Source organism: Zavarzinia sp., assembly GCF_041650655.1.
Classification (GTDB): domain Bacteria; phylum Pseudomonadota; class Alphaproteobacteria; order Zavarziniales; family Zavarziniaceae; genus Zavarzinia.
Map to the genome: position 1 here is coordinate 45397 of NZ_JBAZKR010000015.1, position 14411 is coordinate 59807.

Consider the following 14411-nt stretch of genomic DNA (forward strand, 5'->3'; position numbering starts at 1 on the left):
TTTCAGATGAATTCGGCCTGATCACCCGGCCTCGAGGTTCGAGACCAGGCAGGTCCATTCAATGCCGCAGGCCCCCGAAAGGGCCGCAAAGCCAGTGCCCGGAAGGCGCGTTTCATGCAGATCCGCAATATCGCCATCATCGCCCACGTCGACCATGGCAAGACAACCCTCGTCGACCAGCTGCTGCGGCAGTCGGGCACGTTCCGCGCCAACCAGCAGGTGGCCGAGCGGGTCATGGACAGCAACGACCTGGAAAAGGAACGCGGCATCACCATCCTGGCCAAGCCGACCTCGGTCGTCTGGAAGGACACCCGTATCAATATCGTCGACACCCCCGGCCACGCCGACTTCGGCGGCGAAGTCGAACGCATCCTGTCGATGGTCGACGGCGTCGTCGTCCTGGTCGATAGCGCCGAAGGCCCGCTGCCGCAGACGAAATTCGTCACCGGCAAGGCGCTCCGCCTCGGCCTTCGCCCGATCGTGCTGATCAACAAGATCGACCGTCCGGACAGCCGCCCCGACGAAGTGCTGAACGAAGTCTTCGATCTCTTCGCGGCGCTCGACGCCAACGAGGAGCAGCTCGACTTCCCGATCCTCTATGCCTCGGGCAAGCAGGGCTGGGCCGTCACCAATATCGACGATCCGCGCGAATCCCTGGCGCCGCTGTTCGACCTCGTGCTCGCCCATGTGCCGCAGCCGTCGGTCGTCGGCAACGTCGACCAGCCCTTCACCATGCTGGCGACCACGCTGGAGAGCGATCCCTTCCTGGGCCGCATCCTGACCGGCCGCATCCAGTCGGGCGTCGCGCGCCAGAACATGGCGGTGAAGGCCCTCGGCGTCGATGGCACCCTGCTGGAGCAGGGCCGCCTGTCCAAGCTGCTCGCCTTCCGCGGCATCGAGCGCGTGCCGGTGGAAGAGGCTTCGGCCGGCGACATCGTCGCCATCGCCGGGCTGACCGTCACCACCGTGGCCGACACGATCTGCGCCCTGGAAGTGAGCCAGCCCCTGAAGGCCCAGCCGATCGACCCGCCGACCCTGGCCATGACCTTCTCGATCAACGATTCGCCGCTCGCCGGCACCGAGGGCAGCAAGGTCCAGAGCCGCGTCATCCGCGAGCGCCTGATGCGCGAAGCCGAAGGCAACGTCGCGCTGAAGATCTCGGACGCCCCCGGCGGCGACGCCTTCGAGGTCGCCGGCCGCGGCGAACTCCAGCTCGGCATCCTGATCGAGCAGATGCGCCGCGAAGGCTTCGAGCTGTCGATCAGCCGCCCCCGCGTCCTCTTCAAGGAAGAGAACGGCCAGCGTCTGGAGCCGATCGAGGAAGTGGTGATCGACGTCGACGACGAATTCACCGGCGTCGTCGTCGAGAAAGTCTCGCTCCGCAAGGGCGAGTTGAAGGAAATGCGCCCGTCGGGCGGCGGCAAGACCCGCCTGGTCTTCCATTGCCCGTCGCGCGGCCTGATCGGCTACCACGGCGAATTCCTGACCGATACCCGCGGCACCGGCCTGATGAACCGGCTGTTCCACGAATATGCCCCCTACAAGGGGCCGATCCCGGGCCGTCGCAACGGCGTGCTGATCTCAAACGGCGCCGGCGAGTCCGTCGCCTATGCCCTGTGGAACCTGGAAGACCGTGGTCCGATGTTCATCGACCCCGGCGTGAAGGTCTACGAGGGCATGATCATCGGCGAGCACACCCGCGACAACGACCTCGAGGTCAACCCGCTCAAGGGCAAGCAGCTCACCAACATCCGCACCACCTCGAAGGACGAGGCCGTGCGCCTGACGCCGCCGCGCAAGATGAGCCTGGAACAGGCCATCGCCTATCTCGGCGACGACGAACTGGTGGAAGTGACGCCCAAGTCGATCCGCCTGCGCAAGCGCTACCTCGATTCGAACGAGCGCAAGCGCATGTCGCGTTCGGCCGAGAGCGCCTGATCCCGCACCGCGGGACGCCGCCCCAACCGAGGGTGGCGTCCCGTGCCGGGCATGAGCGAAACGGGATTGCGTCTCGCCGAAATAGTGCCAATATGGATGCATTAACATCCGTATTGGGAACTTTATCATGCCCATCAGTAAGCTCGACATCGAGATCGGCCGCCGCATCCGCGAACGCCGCTGGCTTCTCGGCCTGTCGCAGGAAAAGCTGGCGCGTCGCGTCGGCCTGAAATTCCAGCAGATCCAGAAATATGAAACCGGCGGGGCCAAGGTCTCGGCCGGCCGCCTGTCGTCGATCGCCCAGGCGCTCGAAGTGCCGGCCGCCTATTTCTACGACCAGGCGGCGACGCCGACCGAAACCCTGAGCCGCGACGCCGCCGAGGTCGCGCGCAATTTCATGGCCCTGCCCGCCGGCCAGCAGGAACGCCTGCTCGACCTCGTGCGCGCCATGGCCGCCGCCCTGCCCAAGGTGCCGGAAACCTCGCTGGCGGCCTGATCAGCGCCGGGCGGCGAGCAGGGCTTCGGCCAGTTCGGCAAAGCCCTCGCCGCCCTCGGCCCGCGTGACATAGGCGGGCTTCACGGTCAGGCGGTCGCCGAAGAAATCGATGTTGGCGACGCCGACCGCATTCGGAAAACGGCCGAACATCGGTACGTCGTTCGGGCTGTCGCCGATATAGGCGATGCGATCCGCGGCCGCGTCGAGGTCGAGGCCGAAATGCTCGGCGAAGAAGACCCGGGTCATGGCCAGCTTGTCGAAGGCGCCGAACCAACCGTTCACATGGGCGGTCGAATATTTGGCCGTCGCCCCCGCCGCTTCGAACAGGGCGACGATGCGGTCGACCGCTTCCCAGGGCAGTGGCGCCACGTCTTCCCGGAAATCGATGGCGAGATCGACCTCGCGGCAGAACTGGTCCGCCGCCACGGCCGAGCCGGGCACCAGGCGGGGGATCTCTTCGGCGAGAAGGGCCAGCTTCGCCCGGTCGGCGGCGCGTTCCGCCGCGTCCTGCTTCCAGTAGCGGCGCCGGATCTTGCCCGCGGCGGCATCGAGGGTGAAATAGAAGGCGCCGCCCTCGCCGATCACGCCGGCCACCGGCCACAGCCGGGCCATCAGGTCGCACCAGCCGGCCGAGCGGCCGGTGATCGGAACGACCGCGATACCGGCGGCGGTCAGCCGTTCCATGGCGGCATAGGCGATGGCCGGCAGGCGGCCGTGCAGGGTCAGCGTGTCGTCGACATCGGTCAGCACGAAATCGACCTTCGCCCGCGCCGCGGCGGGGAAGGCGCCCAGCGGCAGCACCATCTCAGGCGACCGCCATCCGGTGGGCGAACCATTGGTTCACCGCGTCGATCCCGGCGCGGTCGAGCAGGATGAAACATTTGGTCCGGCGGTAGAGGAAATCCTCGGCCGTGCGGGCATCCTCCACCTCGACGGCGTGGCGAAGCTCGGCTTCCGGAATGCCCGGCGCCACCTCGATCGCCAGCGAGGGATCGCGGCGCACCGCAGCGAAGAGGTCGACCGCAGCCGAGCCATAGGTGAAGACCCAGCGCCGCCGCACGACCGGGCTCAGTTCGGCCGGACCGACGGCCGCGATCTCGGGCAGCCGGTCGCGGGCGATGGTGCCGCCGTGGAGTGGGGCGCCCGCGGTCCAGGCCGGGCCCAGCTCGGCCCCCAGATCGGCCAGCTCCGCCATTACCAATTCGCCCAGCTTGCGGTGCGTGGTGATCTTGCCGCCATAGATCGAAACCATGGCGCCCCGGCCCTGGCGGGTCGAGACCAGCTCGTATTCCCGCGTCACCTTGGAGGGATTGTCGCTGCCGTCGTCGACCAGGGGGCGCACGCCGGACCAGGTCCAGACCACGTCGGCCGCCGTCACCGCGTGATCGAAGAAGCGGCGATAGCAGGCCAGGAGATAGTCCCGCTCGGCATCGGAGCAGCGGGGATGGCCAGGGTCGCCGTCATGGGGCACGTCGGTGGTGCCGACGATGAGGAACTTGCCCATCCAGGGAATCACGAAGACCACCCGCTTGTCGTCGTTCTGCAGGGTGAAGGCGCGGGTCTCCACCGGCTGCGGCATGGGCAGCACGATGTGGGAGCCGCGCACCAGGCGAAGCCGCTTTTCCGGCGCCGCCCCGCCCGCGACCTTGCCCAGCACCTCGTTGGCCCAGGGGCCGCCGGCATTGACCACGAAGCGCGTGGTGACGACACGGGGCCGCCCGTTCTCGCGGATGGTGACGGCATAGCCGTCGGCCAGGGGCTCGATCCTGGTGACCGGGCGGTAGTTGCCGATCTCGGCGCCGCGGGCGCGGGCGTCGAGCAGGGTTTCCAGGGTCAGGCGGGCGTCGTCGGTCCAGCAGTCCGGGTAATGCAGGATGGCACGCACCCCGTCCGGCTTCAGCCGCGGCACCGCCGCCTGTTCGGCCTTGGAGAGCCGCCCGGTCTTCGCCAGCAGGCGCCGGCCCGAGAGAATGTCGTAAAGGATCAGGCCGATCCTGACGACCCAGGCCGGGCGCGGCTGCGTCCTGGTGATCGGCACCAGGAACTGCAGCGGGAAGACCAGATGAGGGGCCAGATGCATCAGGGTCTCGCGCTCGCGGAGCGATTCGCGGACCAGGCGGAATTCATATTGCTCGAGGTAGCGGATGCCGCCGTGGATCAGCTTCGAAGAAGCCGACGAGGTGGCGCTGGCGTAATCCTCCGCCTCGGCCAGCAGGACCTTGAGGCCCCGCCCCACGGCATCGCGCGCCACCGCGGCACCATTGATGCCGCCGCCGATCACCACCAGGTCGAATTCCGCCGTCATGCCGCTCCACCGCCCTATTGCGCCCGCCCCCTATAGCATGAAAGCGGCGCGGACGGGCGGTCAGCCCCGTTCGCTGTCCAGCATGGCCATCATGACCTCGGCATAGCGGCTGCCGGCGGCCGCATCCTTGGGCACCGCCGCCTCGATCGCGGCCAGGTCCTCCGGGGTCAGGACGACGTCGAGAGCGCCCAGGGCTTCGGTCAGGCGGGGCCGGGTGCGGGCACCGACCAGGGGCAGGATGTCGTCGCCCTGGGCCAGGACCCAGGCGATGGCGAGCTGGGCGACGGTCACGCCCTTGTCCGCCGCGAGCACGCGAAGATGCTCGACCAGGGCCAGGTTGTGATCGAGGTTGCCGCCCTGGAAGCGCGGGCTGTGGGCCCGGAAGTCGTGCCCGCCGACCGCCGCCTGCCGGCTCCAATGGCCGGAGATCAGGCCGCGGGAGAGCACGCCGTAAGCGGTGACGCCGATGCCGAGTTCGCGCAGCGTGGGCAGGATCGACGCTTCGATCCCGCGCGAGATCAGGGAATATTCGATCTGCAGGTCGACCACCGGATGGACGGCATGGGCGCGCCGCACGGTCGCTGCCGAAACCTCGGACAAGCCGATGTGGCGGACATAGCCGGCCTGGACCAGTTCGGCCAGAGCGCCCATCGTCTCCTCGATCGGCACCTTGGGGTCGAGACGGGCCGGCCGGTAGATGTCGACATGATCGGTACGCAGGCGGCGCAGCGTATAGGCCAGGTAGTTCTTCACATGGGCAGGGCTGTTGTCGATGCCGATGAAGCCGCCGGCGGGATCGCGCAAGCCGCCGAATTTCACGCTGAGCACGACCTGGTCGCGCCTGCCCTCGATTGCCTCGGCGATCAGCATCTCGTTGTGGCCGGCGCCGTAGAAATCGCCGGTGTCGATCAGCGTGACGCCGGCTTCCATGGCGGCATGAATGGTGGCGATGCTCTCGGTCCGGTCGGCCTGACCGTAGAAATCCGACATGCCCATGGCGCCGAGGCCGAGGGGGAAGACGCGGGGACCATGGGTGCCGAGAGTGCGGGTCATCGGGATCGTCCTTGCCTGAAGGCTTCAATGGCTCGACCCTACGCCCCGGCTTTGTTAGGATTAAGCCGGATTGTGGCTCACATTATGTTCGGACACACCGAATGACCGCCTCGCCCGACCTGAATGCCCTCCGCCTCTTCGCGACCGTCGCCCGCCACCTGAATTTCCGCCGTGCCGCGGCCGAGATCGGCATGTCGGCGGCCAATCTGTCGGAGCGGATCCGCGAGCTCGAATCCGCTCTGGGGGTCCGTCTGTTCAACCGCACGACCCGCAGCGTCGCCCTGAGCGAGGCGGGCGCCGCCCTGCTCGACCGCATCGGCCCGGCCCTGACCACGATCGGCGATGCCCTGGCCGATGCCGGCGTCTTCGGGCGCGAGGTGGTGGGCACGATCCGGATCAACGGGCCCATGCCGGCGATCGACTTCCGCCTGATGCCCCTCGTCGATGCCTTCATGGCGCAGCATCCCGCCGTCCGCTTCGAGATTTTCGCGGAAGAGGCGCTGGTCGACATCGTGGCCGCCGGCTTCGATGCCGGCATCCGCTATGGCGAGCATCTGGCGCAGGACATGATCGCCGTCTCGCTCGGCGGGCCGCAGCGCCTCCTGGTGGTCGGCGCGCCCGACTATTTCGCCCGCCACGGCCGGCCGCAGCATCCGAACGAACTGGCGCAGCACCGCTGCCTCACCATGATCTTCCCGCGCGGCAATCGCCTGCCCTGGAACTTCGAGAAGGACGGGGAGGAGATCGACTTCCTGCCCTCGGCGCCCCTGGTCGGCAATCGCGGCACCGTGCTGCTCTCGGCCGCCAAGGCCGGAGTCGGCCTGACCATGATGTTCGAAGAATATTGCGCGGACGACCTCGCCAGCGGCGCCCTCGTCCCGGTCCTGGAGGCGTGGACGCCGCCCTTCCCCGGCCCCTTCCTCTATTATCCCGAGCGGCGCCTGATGCCCGCCGCCTTCCGCGCCTTCGTCGACTTCGTCAAGATGCACGCGGTGCATGGCTGAACCCGGCCGCTCCGCCGCGTCGGCACTTTGGTCGGGGCGCGGGCTCATGTATCGTCCGGCCCCATGCAGCAGCCCTCGATCATCAAGATCTCGAATCTGACCAAGCGCTACGCCTCCGGCTTCGAGGCGCTGAAAGGCGTCGACCTCGAGATCCGGCGGGGCGAGATCTTCGCGCTGCTCGGCCCGAACGGCGCCGGCAAGACCACGCTGATCAGCATCGTCTGCGGCATCGTCAATGCGACCGAGGGCAAGGTGACGGCGGACGGCCACGACATCGTGACCGATTATCGCGCCGCCCGCGCCGCCATCGGCCTGGTCCCGCAGGAACTGACCACCGACGCCTTCGAAACGGTGTGGGACACGGTGACCTTCACCCGCGGCCTGTTCGGCAAGCCGAAGAATCCGGCCGTGGTCGAGAAGGTGCTGCGCGACCTTTCCCTCTTCGAGAAGAAGGACAGCCAGCTCCGCCAGCTCTCGGGCGGCATGAAGCGCCGGGTGATGATCGCCAAGGCGCTGGCCCACGAGCCGCGCATCCTGTTCCTCGACGAACCCACGGCCGGCGTCGACGTCGAGCTTCGCCGCGACATGTGGGACCTCGTCCGCCAACTTCGGGAAGACGGCGTCACCATCATCCTGACCACCCACTATATCGAGGAGGCCGAGGAAATGGCCGACCGGGTGGGGGTGATCAACCACGGCCGCATCATCCTGGTCGAGGACAAGGCGGAATTGATGCGGAAGCTCGGCAAGAAGCAGCTCACCCTGCAATTGCCGCAAGCCCTCGGCGAAATTCCGGCCGCCCTCGCGGGTTACGACCTGGCGCTCGGCCAGGGCGGCACCGCGCTGGTCTATACCTACGACACGCACGCCGCCCACAGCGGCATCCCCGCCCTGCTGCGCGACCTCGATGCCGCCGGCATCGCCTTCGGCGACCTGGCGACCAGCCAGAGCTCGCTCGAGGACATCTTCGTCAGCCTGGTGAGCGAACGGCCATGAACCTTTACGCCATCAACGCCATCTACCGTTTCGAGATGGCGCGCACCCGGCGCACGATCATGCAGAGCATCATCTCGCCGGTGATCTCCACCTCGCTCTATTTCGTGATCTTCGGGGCGGCCATCGGCCAGCACATGAATGCGGTCGACGGCGTGCCCTACGGCGCCTTCATCGTGCCCGGCCTGGTCATGCTCTCGCTGCTGACGCAGAGCATTTCCAACGCCTCCTTCGGGATCTATTTCCCGCGCTTCACGGGAACGATCTACGAGCTGCTGTCGGCCCCCGTATCCTATCTCGAGGTGGTGCTCGCCTATGTCGGCGCGGCGGCCAGCAAGTCGATCATCCTCGGCACCATCATCCTGGCGACTTCGACCCTCTTCGTGCCGCTGAGCGTGGCCCATCCGCTCGCCATGGTCGGCTTCCTGATCCTGACCGCGGTGACCTTCAGCCTGTTCGGCTTCATCATCGGCATCTGGGCGGATAATTTCGAGAAGCTGCAGATGGTGCCGCTGCTCATCGTGACGCCACTCACCTTCCTCGGCGGCAGCTTCTATTCGATCAAGATGTTGCCGCCCTTCTGGCAGACCGTCAGCCTGGCCAATCCGGTGGTCTATCTGATCTCCGGCTTCCGCTGGGCCTTCTTCGACGCGGGCGACGTCCATGTCTGGGTCAGCCTGGGCATGACCTTGGGTTTTCTCGCCCTGTGCCTCGCGATCATCGCCTGGATCTTCAAGACCGGCTACCGCATGAAGTCCTGATGCCAGGGCGATCGGGTGAAGCCGATCGCCCTGGTTTTTCCTGAGCCTCAGGCGCCGGCAGGCCACATCCGTGGCCTTTGGCTCACGCGCCAATGATGGCGCGGGCGCTCAATGCGCCTGGCTCGGCACCCGATCGCCCTGGTTCCGGCGCCCTTCGCGCCGCAGCTCCTGCGGCGTCCGTCCGAGGGTGCGCAGGAAGCCCTGGCACAGGCGGTCGGCGCTGCCGAAGCCGGTCGCCCGGGCGATTTCCTCGAAGCTTCGCCGGCTGTCCTCGACCAGGGCGCGGGCCGCCTCGACCCGCAGGCGCTCGACCGCGCGGGCAGGGGTCTGGCCGGTTTCCGCCGTGAAGGCGCGGGCGAACTGGCGCGTGCTCAAGCCTGCCGCCTCGGCGAGGCGCGGCACCGATAGATCGCCCGCCAGATTGTCCCGCGCGAAACCGAGCGCCCGGCGCACCCGGTCGGAGGCGGGATCGAATTCGAGCAGCGGGCTGAACTGGTTCTGCCCGCCCGGCCGGCGGTGGTAGACCACCATCATGCGCGCCACGTTGCGCGCCACCTCCGCCCCGCAATCCGCCTCGATCAGGGCGAGCGCCATGTCGATCCCGGCCGACATGCCGGCCGAGGTCCAGACCGCGCCGTCGGCCACGAAGATGCGATCGCCGTCGACCCGGACGGCGGGGAATTCCGCCTGCAACTGCGGCACCACCAGCCAATGGCTGGTCGCCCGCCGGCCGTCGAGCAGGCCCGCCGCGGCCAGCAGCAGGGCGCCGGTACAGATGCTGGCGACCCGCGCCGAATGTTCCGCCGCATCGGCCAGCGCCCTGGTCAGCCGCGGCACCCAATCGCCCGCCAGCGGCGCCGGCGCTCCCGGCACCACCAGCAAGTCGAAAGGCCCCGCCGGCAGTGCTTCGGTGACGACAGCAAGGCCGCAGGACGAGAGCACAGTCCCGCCGTCGAGCGAGGCGACGGTGAGCCGGTAGCCGCCCCCGGTGAGCGCCCGCGCCAGGTTGAAGGCTTCGAGCGGGCCGGACAGGTCGAACAGCACGAAGTCCGGATAGACCAGGAAACAGAGGTGACGCTCCATGGCTGAAATCCCGGGATCTATGTCATTTCAGTCATGGAAGCCCAGCCCTATGCTGGCGTCAACCCAGGGGAGGGAGAGGCATGACAGTCACGGCACACGAACACCACCACCACGCACACGGCGGGGTCCTCGGGCCTTCTGCCGCCGGCCTCGCCCTCGGGGTGGCGACCCTGCCGCTGCATTACCTGCTGGACCATGGCCAGTCGGTGCAGCTCGCCGCCCTGCTGGCCGGGGTGATCGGGGCGGTCTATGCCGGCTTCGCGATCCAGGGCGGCAGCATCCGCCAGATGGTGGTGGAAATCGCGGTGGCGACCCTGTTCCTCGGCGGCGCCTTGGGTGCCTTCTGGATCTCGCCCTGGTTCGCGCCGGCCGCGGTCGCCCTGCACGGGGTCTGGGACTGGGTCCACCACCTGATGCCCGAGAGCCGCGATCTGGTGGCGCCCCGGCCCTGGTATCCGCCGATGTGCGCGGCCTACGACTGGGTCTATGGCCTCGGCCTCGCGCTGATCTGGGTGAGCTGACGGATCGGGGACGGGGTTGCGCCACTCGCGCCGCACTTCTAGTTTGCGGCGCAGTGAGCGAGGTTGTGATGACGCTGTCCCCGGAACTGACCGAAACCCTGACCGCTTTCGCCGGCCGCCTGGCCGATGCCTCGGCCAAGGTGATCATGCCCCATTTCCGCACCGCCATGCCGGTCGACGACAAGGCGGATCTCTGGGGCGGGGCCAAGGGCTACGACCCGGTGACGGCAGCCGACCGCGGCGCCGAGGCCGCGATCCGCGCCCTGATCGAGGCCGACTATCCGGACCACGGCATCCTGGGCGAGGAATATGGGGAAAAGCAGGGGTCGAGCCCGCTGACCTGGGTGCTCGACCCGATCGACGGCACCAGGGCTTTCATCACCGGCCTGCCCCTCTGGGGCACGCTGATCGCGCTCAACGACGGCAGCGCCCCGGTGATCGGCGTGATGGACCAGCCCTTCACGGGCGAGCGCTATGTCGGCAGCCCGGCCGGTACTTTCCTGGGCGGCCGGCGCCTGTCGGTGCGCGCCTGCCCCGACCTCGGCCAGGCCCGCCTGATGACGACGAGCCCGCATCTCTTCCGTGCCCCCGGTACCCGCGACGCCTTCGAGCGCGTCGCGGAAAAGGCCCAGCTCGTCCGCTACGGCGGCGACTGCTACGCCTATTGCATGATCGCGGCCGGTCAGGTCGACGCGGTGATCGAATCGGGCCTGGAGACCTATGACGTCCAGGCCCTGATCCCGATCGTGCGCCAGGCCGGCGGCCTCTTCACGAGCTGGACCGGCGGCGACCCGCAAGCCGGCGGCGATGTCGTCGCCACCGGCGACGCCCGCCTGCACGAGCAGATCCTGAACCTGCTCAACGGCTGATCACTTCGGCGCCGGGCTGCAGGCGCCGAAGGCCTCCGCCATCATGGCGAGCCGCTTCGAGCCGAGGTCCGGCTTGTTCAAGGCCCAGACCCGGCCTTCGACCTCGCCCGGCGGTTTCGCCCGCAGGGTCAGGGAGTAGAGCGGATAATGGTGGGTATCCGACGCCTCCTTGTCGGCCTGATAGGAGACCGCGGCGACCCCGATCGCCCCACCCAGGAGGGCGGCGCCCATGACAGTCGGAATGGACGACGTCGGGTGCAGGCCGGCATAACCCGGATGCTCGTCGCACATCACGACGATGTCGCCCGCCATGTCCTTGGTCAGCAGCAGGCGCTGGTCCTCGTCCTGGCAGTCCTTGGTCAGGACCCGGTCGTAGACACATTGGGCGATCGCGACCGCCTCGCCCTTTCCCGCCACCGGCTGCGGCGGCAGGGTATCTAGTCTGGTCCGTTGCTCGACCGGGTCGGCACAACCGGCGAGAAAGCAGGCGACAGCCAGACAAGCGATACGGCCGAGCATTCCCCCCATCGGATGCCCCGTCAGCTCGCCGGCTTGACCGGGGCCGACGCGGCGGCAGGGGCCGGCGACGCGCCAGGCGCAGGCGCGGCGGGTGCGGGCGCCGCCACCGTCAGCCCCTTGCCCTCGCAGGTCTTCAGCGCCGTCTTGATGTCGGCGATCGAAGACTCGGGACCGGAAACCGACGTATGGACCCAGAAGCTGACGTCGAGCGCATCGGGCTTTGTTTGTTGCAGCACGGTCGTGAAGCGCGGCGGCCGCTTGTTGGTCTCGTCCGCCGGGGCTTCCGTCCCGACGGCATAGCCGACGAGCACACCCACCAAGCCGAACATGGCGCCGGCCGAGGCCGCCGCCGGCGTGATGTTGTAGCAGGTCAGCGAGACGGCCCCGGTCACGTCATTGGTGGAAAGGCCCAGCTTGTAGTCGATGTCTGCGCAGGTTCCGGCGGCGGTCAGCGCTTCCATCGTGCATTGGGCGACCGGCTTGGCGGTGCCCGTCATCTGCATGGTGTCGAGCGGCGGGGCTTGGCCGGGGGCGCCCAGGCGCTGGGCGCAGGCGGAGAGGGCCAAAGCGGCCACGACGGGAAAAACAACGGTGAGCTGACGGGCGGCCATGACGATCCTTTCCGCATCGATCGCATGCCACCGATAATATGCAATTCAAGGTGAAATCAAATGAATCAATTCGTCTTGTATGGGCGTATTGCCGCACCCCGCCGACCAGCCATCATCCAGCCGTGAGCCCAGAACACCAGAGGTCGAAGGCCGACCAGAAGGCGGCCCGGATCACATCCCTTTCCTTCAGGATTTCGTGACGGCTGCCGTCGATTTCGGCCAGGGTGGCGTGTTTCAGGCGGGCGGCGGCGCGGCGTTCCGCCTCCGGCCGCACCACTTTGTCGGCACCGGCGACGGCGACCAGCACCGGCGTCTCGACCGTTTCGAGACGGCCCGGGGTCTGCAGGAGGGCGATCGAGCGGAAGGCGGCGTCGAGCCAGCCGAAGGTGGGCGCGCCGAGGTCGAGCTTCGGCTCCCGGGCGACGAACCAGGCCTGGTCGGCGCCCCGCTCGGGATCGGAGGTCAGGAGGTTGAAGCCGGCGCCACTCTCCTTCGGGGCCGGCACGGCGATGGTGGCGCGGCCGAGCAGGACGGCGAAGCGGGCGAGGCGGCCCGCCCAGACCGATGGTACGCGGCCGGTGTCGATCTCCATCATGGCGGCGGAGAGCACGGCGCCCGCCACATTCCGGCGCAGGGCGGCGCTGGTCGCCAGGGCGCGCAGGATGACGTGGCCGCCCATGGAATGGCCCATGAGGAGAAGCGGGCCGGGACCGGCGGCACGCTCGACGAAGGCTTCGAGATCGGTCCCATAGTCGGCGAAATCGCCGACATGGCCCTTCATCCGGTCGGGCAGCAGCCGGTCCGACAGGCCCTGGCCCCGCCAGTCCATCATATGGACGGTGAAGCCGCGCCCGGTCAGGTCGGCGATCGTTTCGAAATATTTCTCGATGAATTCGTTCCGCCCGGTGACCAGCACGATGGTGCCGCGCGTGCCGGGCCAGGAGGCGGTGCGGAGCCGGACGCCGCCCCGCTCGAATGAGGCGAAGGCGCCGCCGGGCGGCATTTCGCGCCGGCGGGCCTCGTCGCTCATCTCAGGGGGCCTGGCTGGCCGCGGTCAGGCGGTCGCCCGAAGCGGTGATCTGCTCGCGCGTCGCCAGGAAGCGAATGTCCGGGAAATCGTCCTTGGCACGCTGGAGGTACCAGGCGTTGCGGGCCAGATAGACCAGGGCGCCGTCGTGATCCTCGGCCAGGTTCGGGCGGTTCGCCTCGGAGAATTTCTCGATCGCCTTCTTGTCGTCGGCATCGACCCAGCGCGCCATCTCGAAGGGCGCGCCTTCGAATTCGATATCGAGGCCGTATTCGGCGAGCAGGCGGCTCTTCAAAACGTCGAACTGCAGCGGCCCGACCACGCCGACGACATAATCGCCGCCGAGCTGGCGCCGGAACACCTGGGAGGCCCCCTCCTCCGCGAGCTGTTCGAGCGCGCGGCGGAGATGCTTCACCTTCATGGGATCGTCGAGCTTCACCCGGCGCAGCATTTCCGGCGCGAAGGAAGGCACGCCCAGGAAAGCCAGGTCCTCGCCCTCGGTCAGCGTGTCGCCGATCCGGAGCGTGCCGTGGTTCGGAATGCCGAGGATGTCGCCCGCGAAGGCGAGATCGGCCGTCTCGCGGTCGCCGGCCATGAACTGGACGGGATTGTTGATCGCGATCATGCGGCCGGAGCGGACGTGCTTCAGCTTCATGCCGCGCTTGAACTCGCCCGAGACCAGGCGGACGAAGGCCACGCGGTCGCGGTGGTTCTTGTCCATGTTCGCCTGGATCTTGAAGACGAAGCCGGCCACCTTGGGCTCGGTCGGCTCGACCACCCGGGCCGCAGCCTTGGCCGGCCGCGGCGACGGCGCCATTTCGGCCAGGCCCTGGAGCAATTCGCGGACACCGAAGGAGCGCAGCGCCGAGCCGAAGAAGATCGGCGTCAGGTGCCCGGCGCGGTAGCTCTCCTCGTCGAAGGGCTGGCAGAGGCCCCGGATCATCTCGACGTCTTCGCGCAGCTTGGCGACCAGTTCGGCCGGCAGCTTGGCGTCGATCTTGGGATCGTCCAGGCCTTCGCATTTCTCGATCTCGGGCAGCTTGTTGCCGGCGCCGCGGTCGATCAGGATCAATTCGTCGTGCAGCAGGTCGTAGCAGCCGTGGAAGTCGCGGCCCTGACCGATCGGCCAGGTGGCCGGCGTCACGTCGAGCGCCAGGGTCTTCTCGATCTCGTCCATCAGCTCGAAGGGATCGCGCGCCTCGCGGTCCATCTTGTTGACGAAGGTCAGGAT

At 68.2% G+C, this 14411-nt stretch carries 15 protein-coding genes; 7 read left to right on the forward strand and 8 right to left on the reverse strand.

The features are described 5' to 3' along the window. The first annotated feature begins 114 nt into the window (after positions 1–114). Together typA and WC493_RS05280 are read left to right on the forward strand one after the other, a co-directional pair. Positions 115–1938: a translational GTPase TypA gene (typA, locus tag WC493_RS05275; protein ID WP_373063253.1), complete on the forward strand. Its 1824-nt coding sequence runs from the start codon at positions 115–117 to the stop codon at positions 1936–1938. A 127-nt stretch (positions 1939–2065) separates the two neighbouring features. Continuing rightward, positions 2066–2434, forward strand: a complete 369-nt coding sequence (locus tag WC493_RS05280; protein ID WP_373063255.1) for a helix-turn-helix domain-containing protein — start codon at positions 2066–2068, stop codon at positions 2432–2434. Here WC493_RS05280 and WC493_RS05285 read toward each other — a convergent pair whose 3' ends face one another. From WC493_RS05285 to WC493_RS05295, 3 genes are read right to left on the reverse strand one after another with little or no spacing between them, the layout of a single operon-like run. Then, positions 2435–3238: an HAD-IIB family hydrolase gene (locus WC493_RS05285; protein ID WP_373063257.1), complete on the reverse strand. Its 804-nt coding sequence runs from the start codon at positions 3236–3238 to the stop codon at positions 2435–2437. A 1-nt stretch (position 3239) separates the two neighbouring features. Continuing rightward, complete coding sequence (gene glpD / locus WC493_RS05290; protein ID WP_373063259.1) at positions 3240–4739, reverse strand: glycerol-3-phosphate dehydrogenase; 1500 nt, start codon at positions 4737–4739, stop codon at positions 3240–3242. A gap of 60 nt (positions 4740–4799) precedes the next feature. Further along, positions 4800–5792 (reverse strand): aldo/keto reductase, encoded by a 993-nt coding sequence (locus WC493_RS05295; RefSeq protein WP_373063261.1) that lies wholly within the window; start codon positions 5790–5792, stop codon positions 4800–4802. Between the two features lie 101 nt (positions 5793–5893). Here WC493_RS05295 and WC493_RS05300 point away from each other — a divergent pair, with 101 nt between their 5' ends. From WC493_RS05300 to WC493_RS05310, 3 genes are all read left to right on the forward strand, one after another. Then, positions 5894–6796, forward strand: coding sequence for a LysR family transcriptional regulator (locus tag WC493_RS05300; RefSeq protein ID WP_373063263.1), 903 nt, complete (start codon positions 5894–5896; stop codon positions 6794–6796). A 63-nt stretch (positions 6797–6859) separates the two neighbouring features. Further along, positions 6860–7792, forward strand: coding sequence for an ABC transporter ATP-binding protein (locus WC493_RS05305; RefSeq protein WP_373063265.1), 933 nt, complete (start codon positions 6860–6862; stop codon positions 7790–7792). Further along, the gene (locus tag WC493_RS05310) at positions 7789–8550 is read left to right on the forward strand and encodes an ABC transporter permease (RefSeq protein WP_373063267.1); all 762 of its coding nucleotides are present in this window, start codon (positions 7789–7791) and stop codon (positions 8548–8550) included. Before WC493_RS05305 ends, WC493_RS05310 begins: the two co-directional genes overlap by 4 nt. Before the next feature lie 108 nt (positions 8551–8658). Here the strand turns inward: WC493_RS05310 and WC493_RS05315 are convergent, their stop codons facing one another. Beyond that, positions 8659–9633 (reverse strand): GlxA family transcriptional regulator, encoded by a 975-nt coding sequence (locus tag WC493_RS05315; RefSeq protein ID WP_373063269.1) that lies wholly within the window; start codon positions 9631–9633, stop codon positions 8659–8661. Between the two features lie 80 nt (positions 9634–9713). Between WC493_RS05315 and WC493_RS05320 the strand changes: the two genes are divergently transcribed. Then, positions 9714–10154, forward strand: a complete 441-nt coding sequence (locus tag WC493_RS05320) for a hypothetical protein (protein WP_373063271.1) — start codon at positions 9714–9716, stop codon at positions 10152–10154. A 68-nt stretch (positions 10155–10222) separates the two neighbouring features. Then, positions 10223–11023 carry a histidinol-phosphatase gene (hisN, locus tag WC493_RS05325; protein ID WP_373063273.1) on the forward strand — a complete coding sequence of 267 codons (801 nt, stop codon included), beginning with the start codon at positions 10223–10225 and terminating at the stop codon, positions 11021–11023. On the opposite strand, the gene WC493_RS05330 is transcribed toward hisN, so the two are convergent. The 4 genes from WC493_RS05330 to WC493_RS05345 form a co-directional block, all read right to left on the reverse strand. Beyond that, entirely contained in the window at positions 11024–11542 is a 519-nt protein-coding gene (locus tag WC493_RS05330; RefSeq protein WP_373063275.1) for a hypothetical protein, read from the reverse strand. It lies immediately after the preceding gene. A 20-nt stretch (positions 11543–11562) separates the two neighbouring features. Next, positions 11563–12153 (reverse strand): hypothetical protein, encoded by a 591-nt coding sequence (locus WC493_RS05335; RefSeq protein ID WP_373063277.1) that lies wholly within the window; start codon positions 12151–12153, stop codon positions 11563–11565. A 112-nt stretch (positions 12154–12265) separates the two neighbouring features. Beyond that, positions 12266–13183 carry an alpha/beta fold hydrolase gene (locus tag WC493_RS05340; RefSeq protein ID WP_373063279.1) on the reverse strand — a complete coding sequence of 306 codons (918 nt, stop codon included), beginning with the start codon at positions 13181–13183 and terminating at the stop codon, positions 12266–12268. A gap of 1 nt (position 13184) precedes the next feature. Continuing rightward, positions 13185–14411: peptide chain release factor 3 (locus tag WC493_RS05345; protein ID WP_373063281.1), on the reverse strand; the 1227-nt coding region annotated here is incomplete at its 5' end.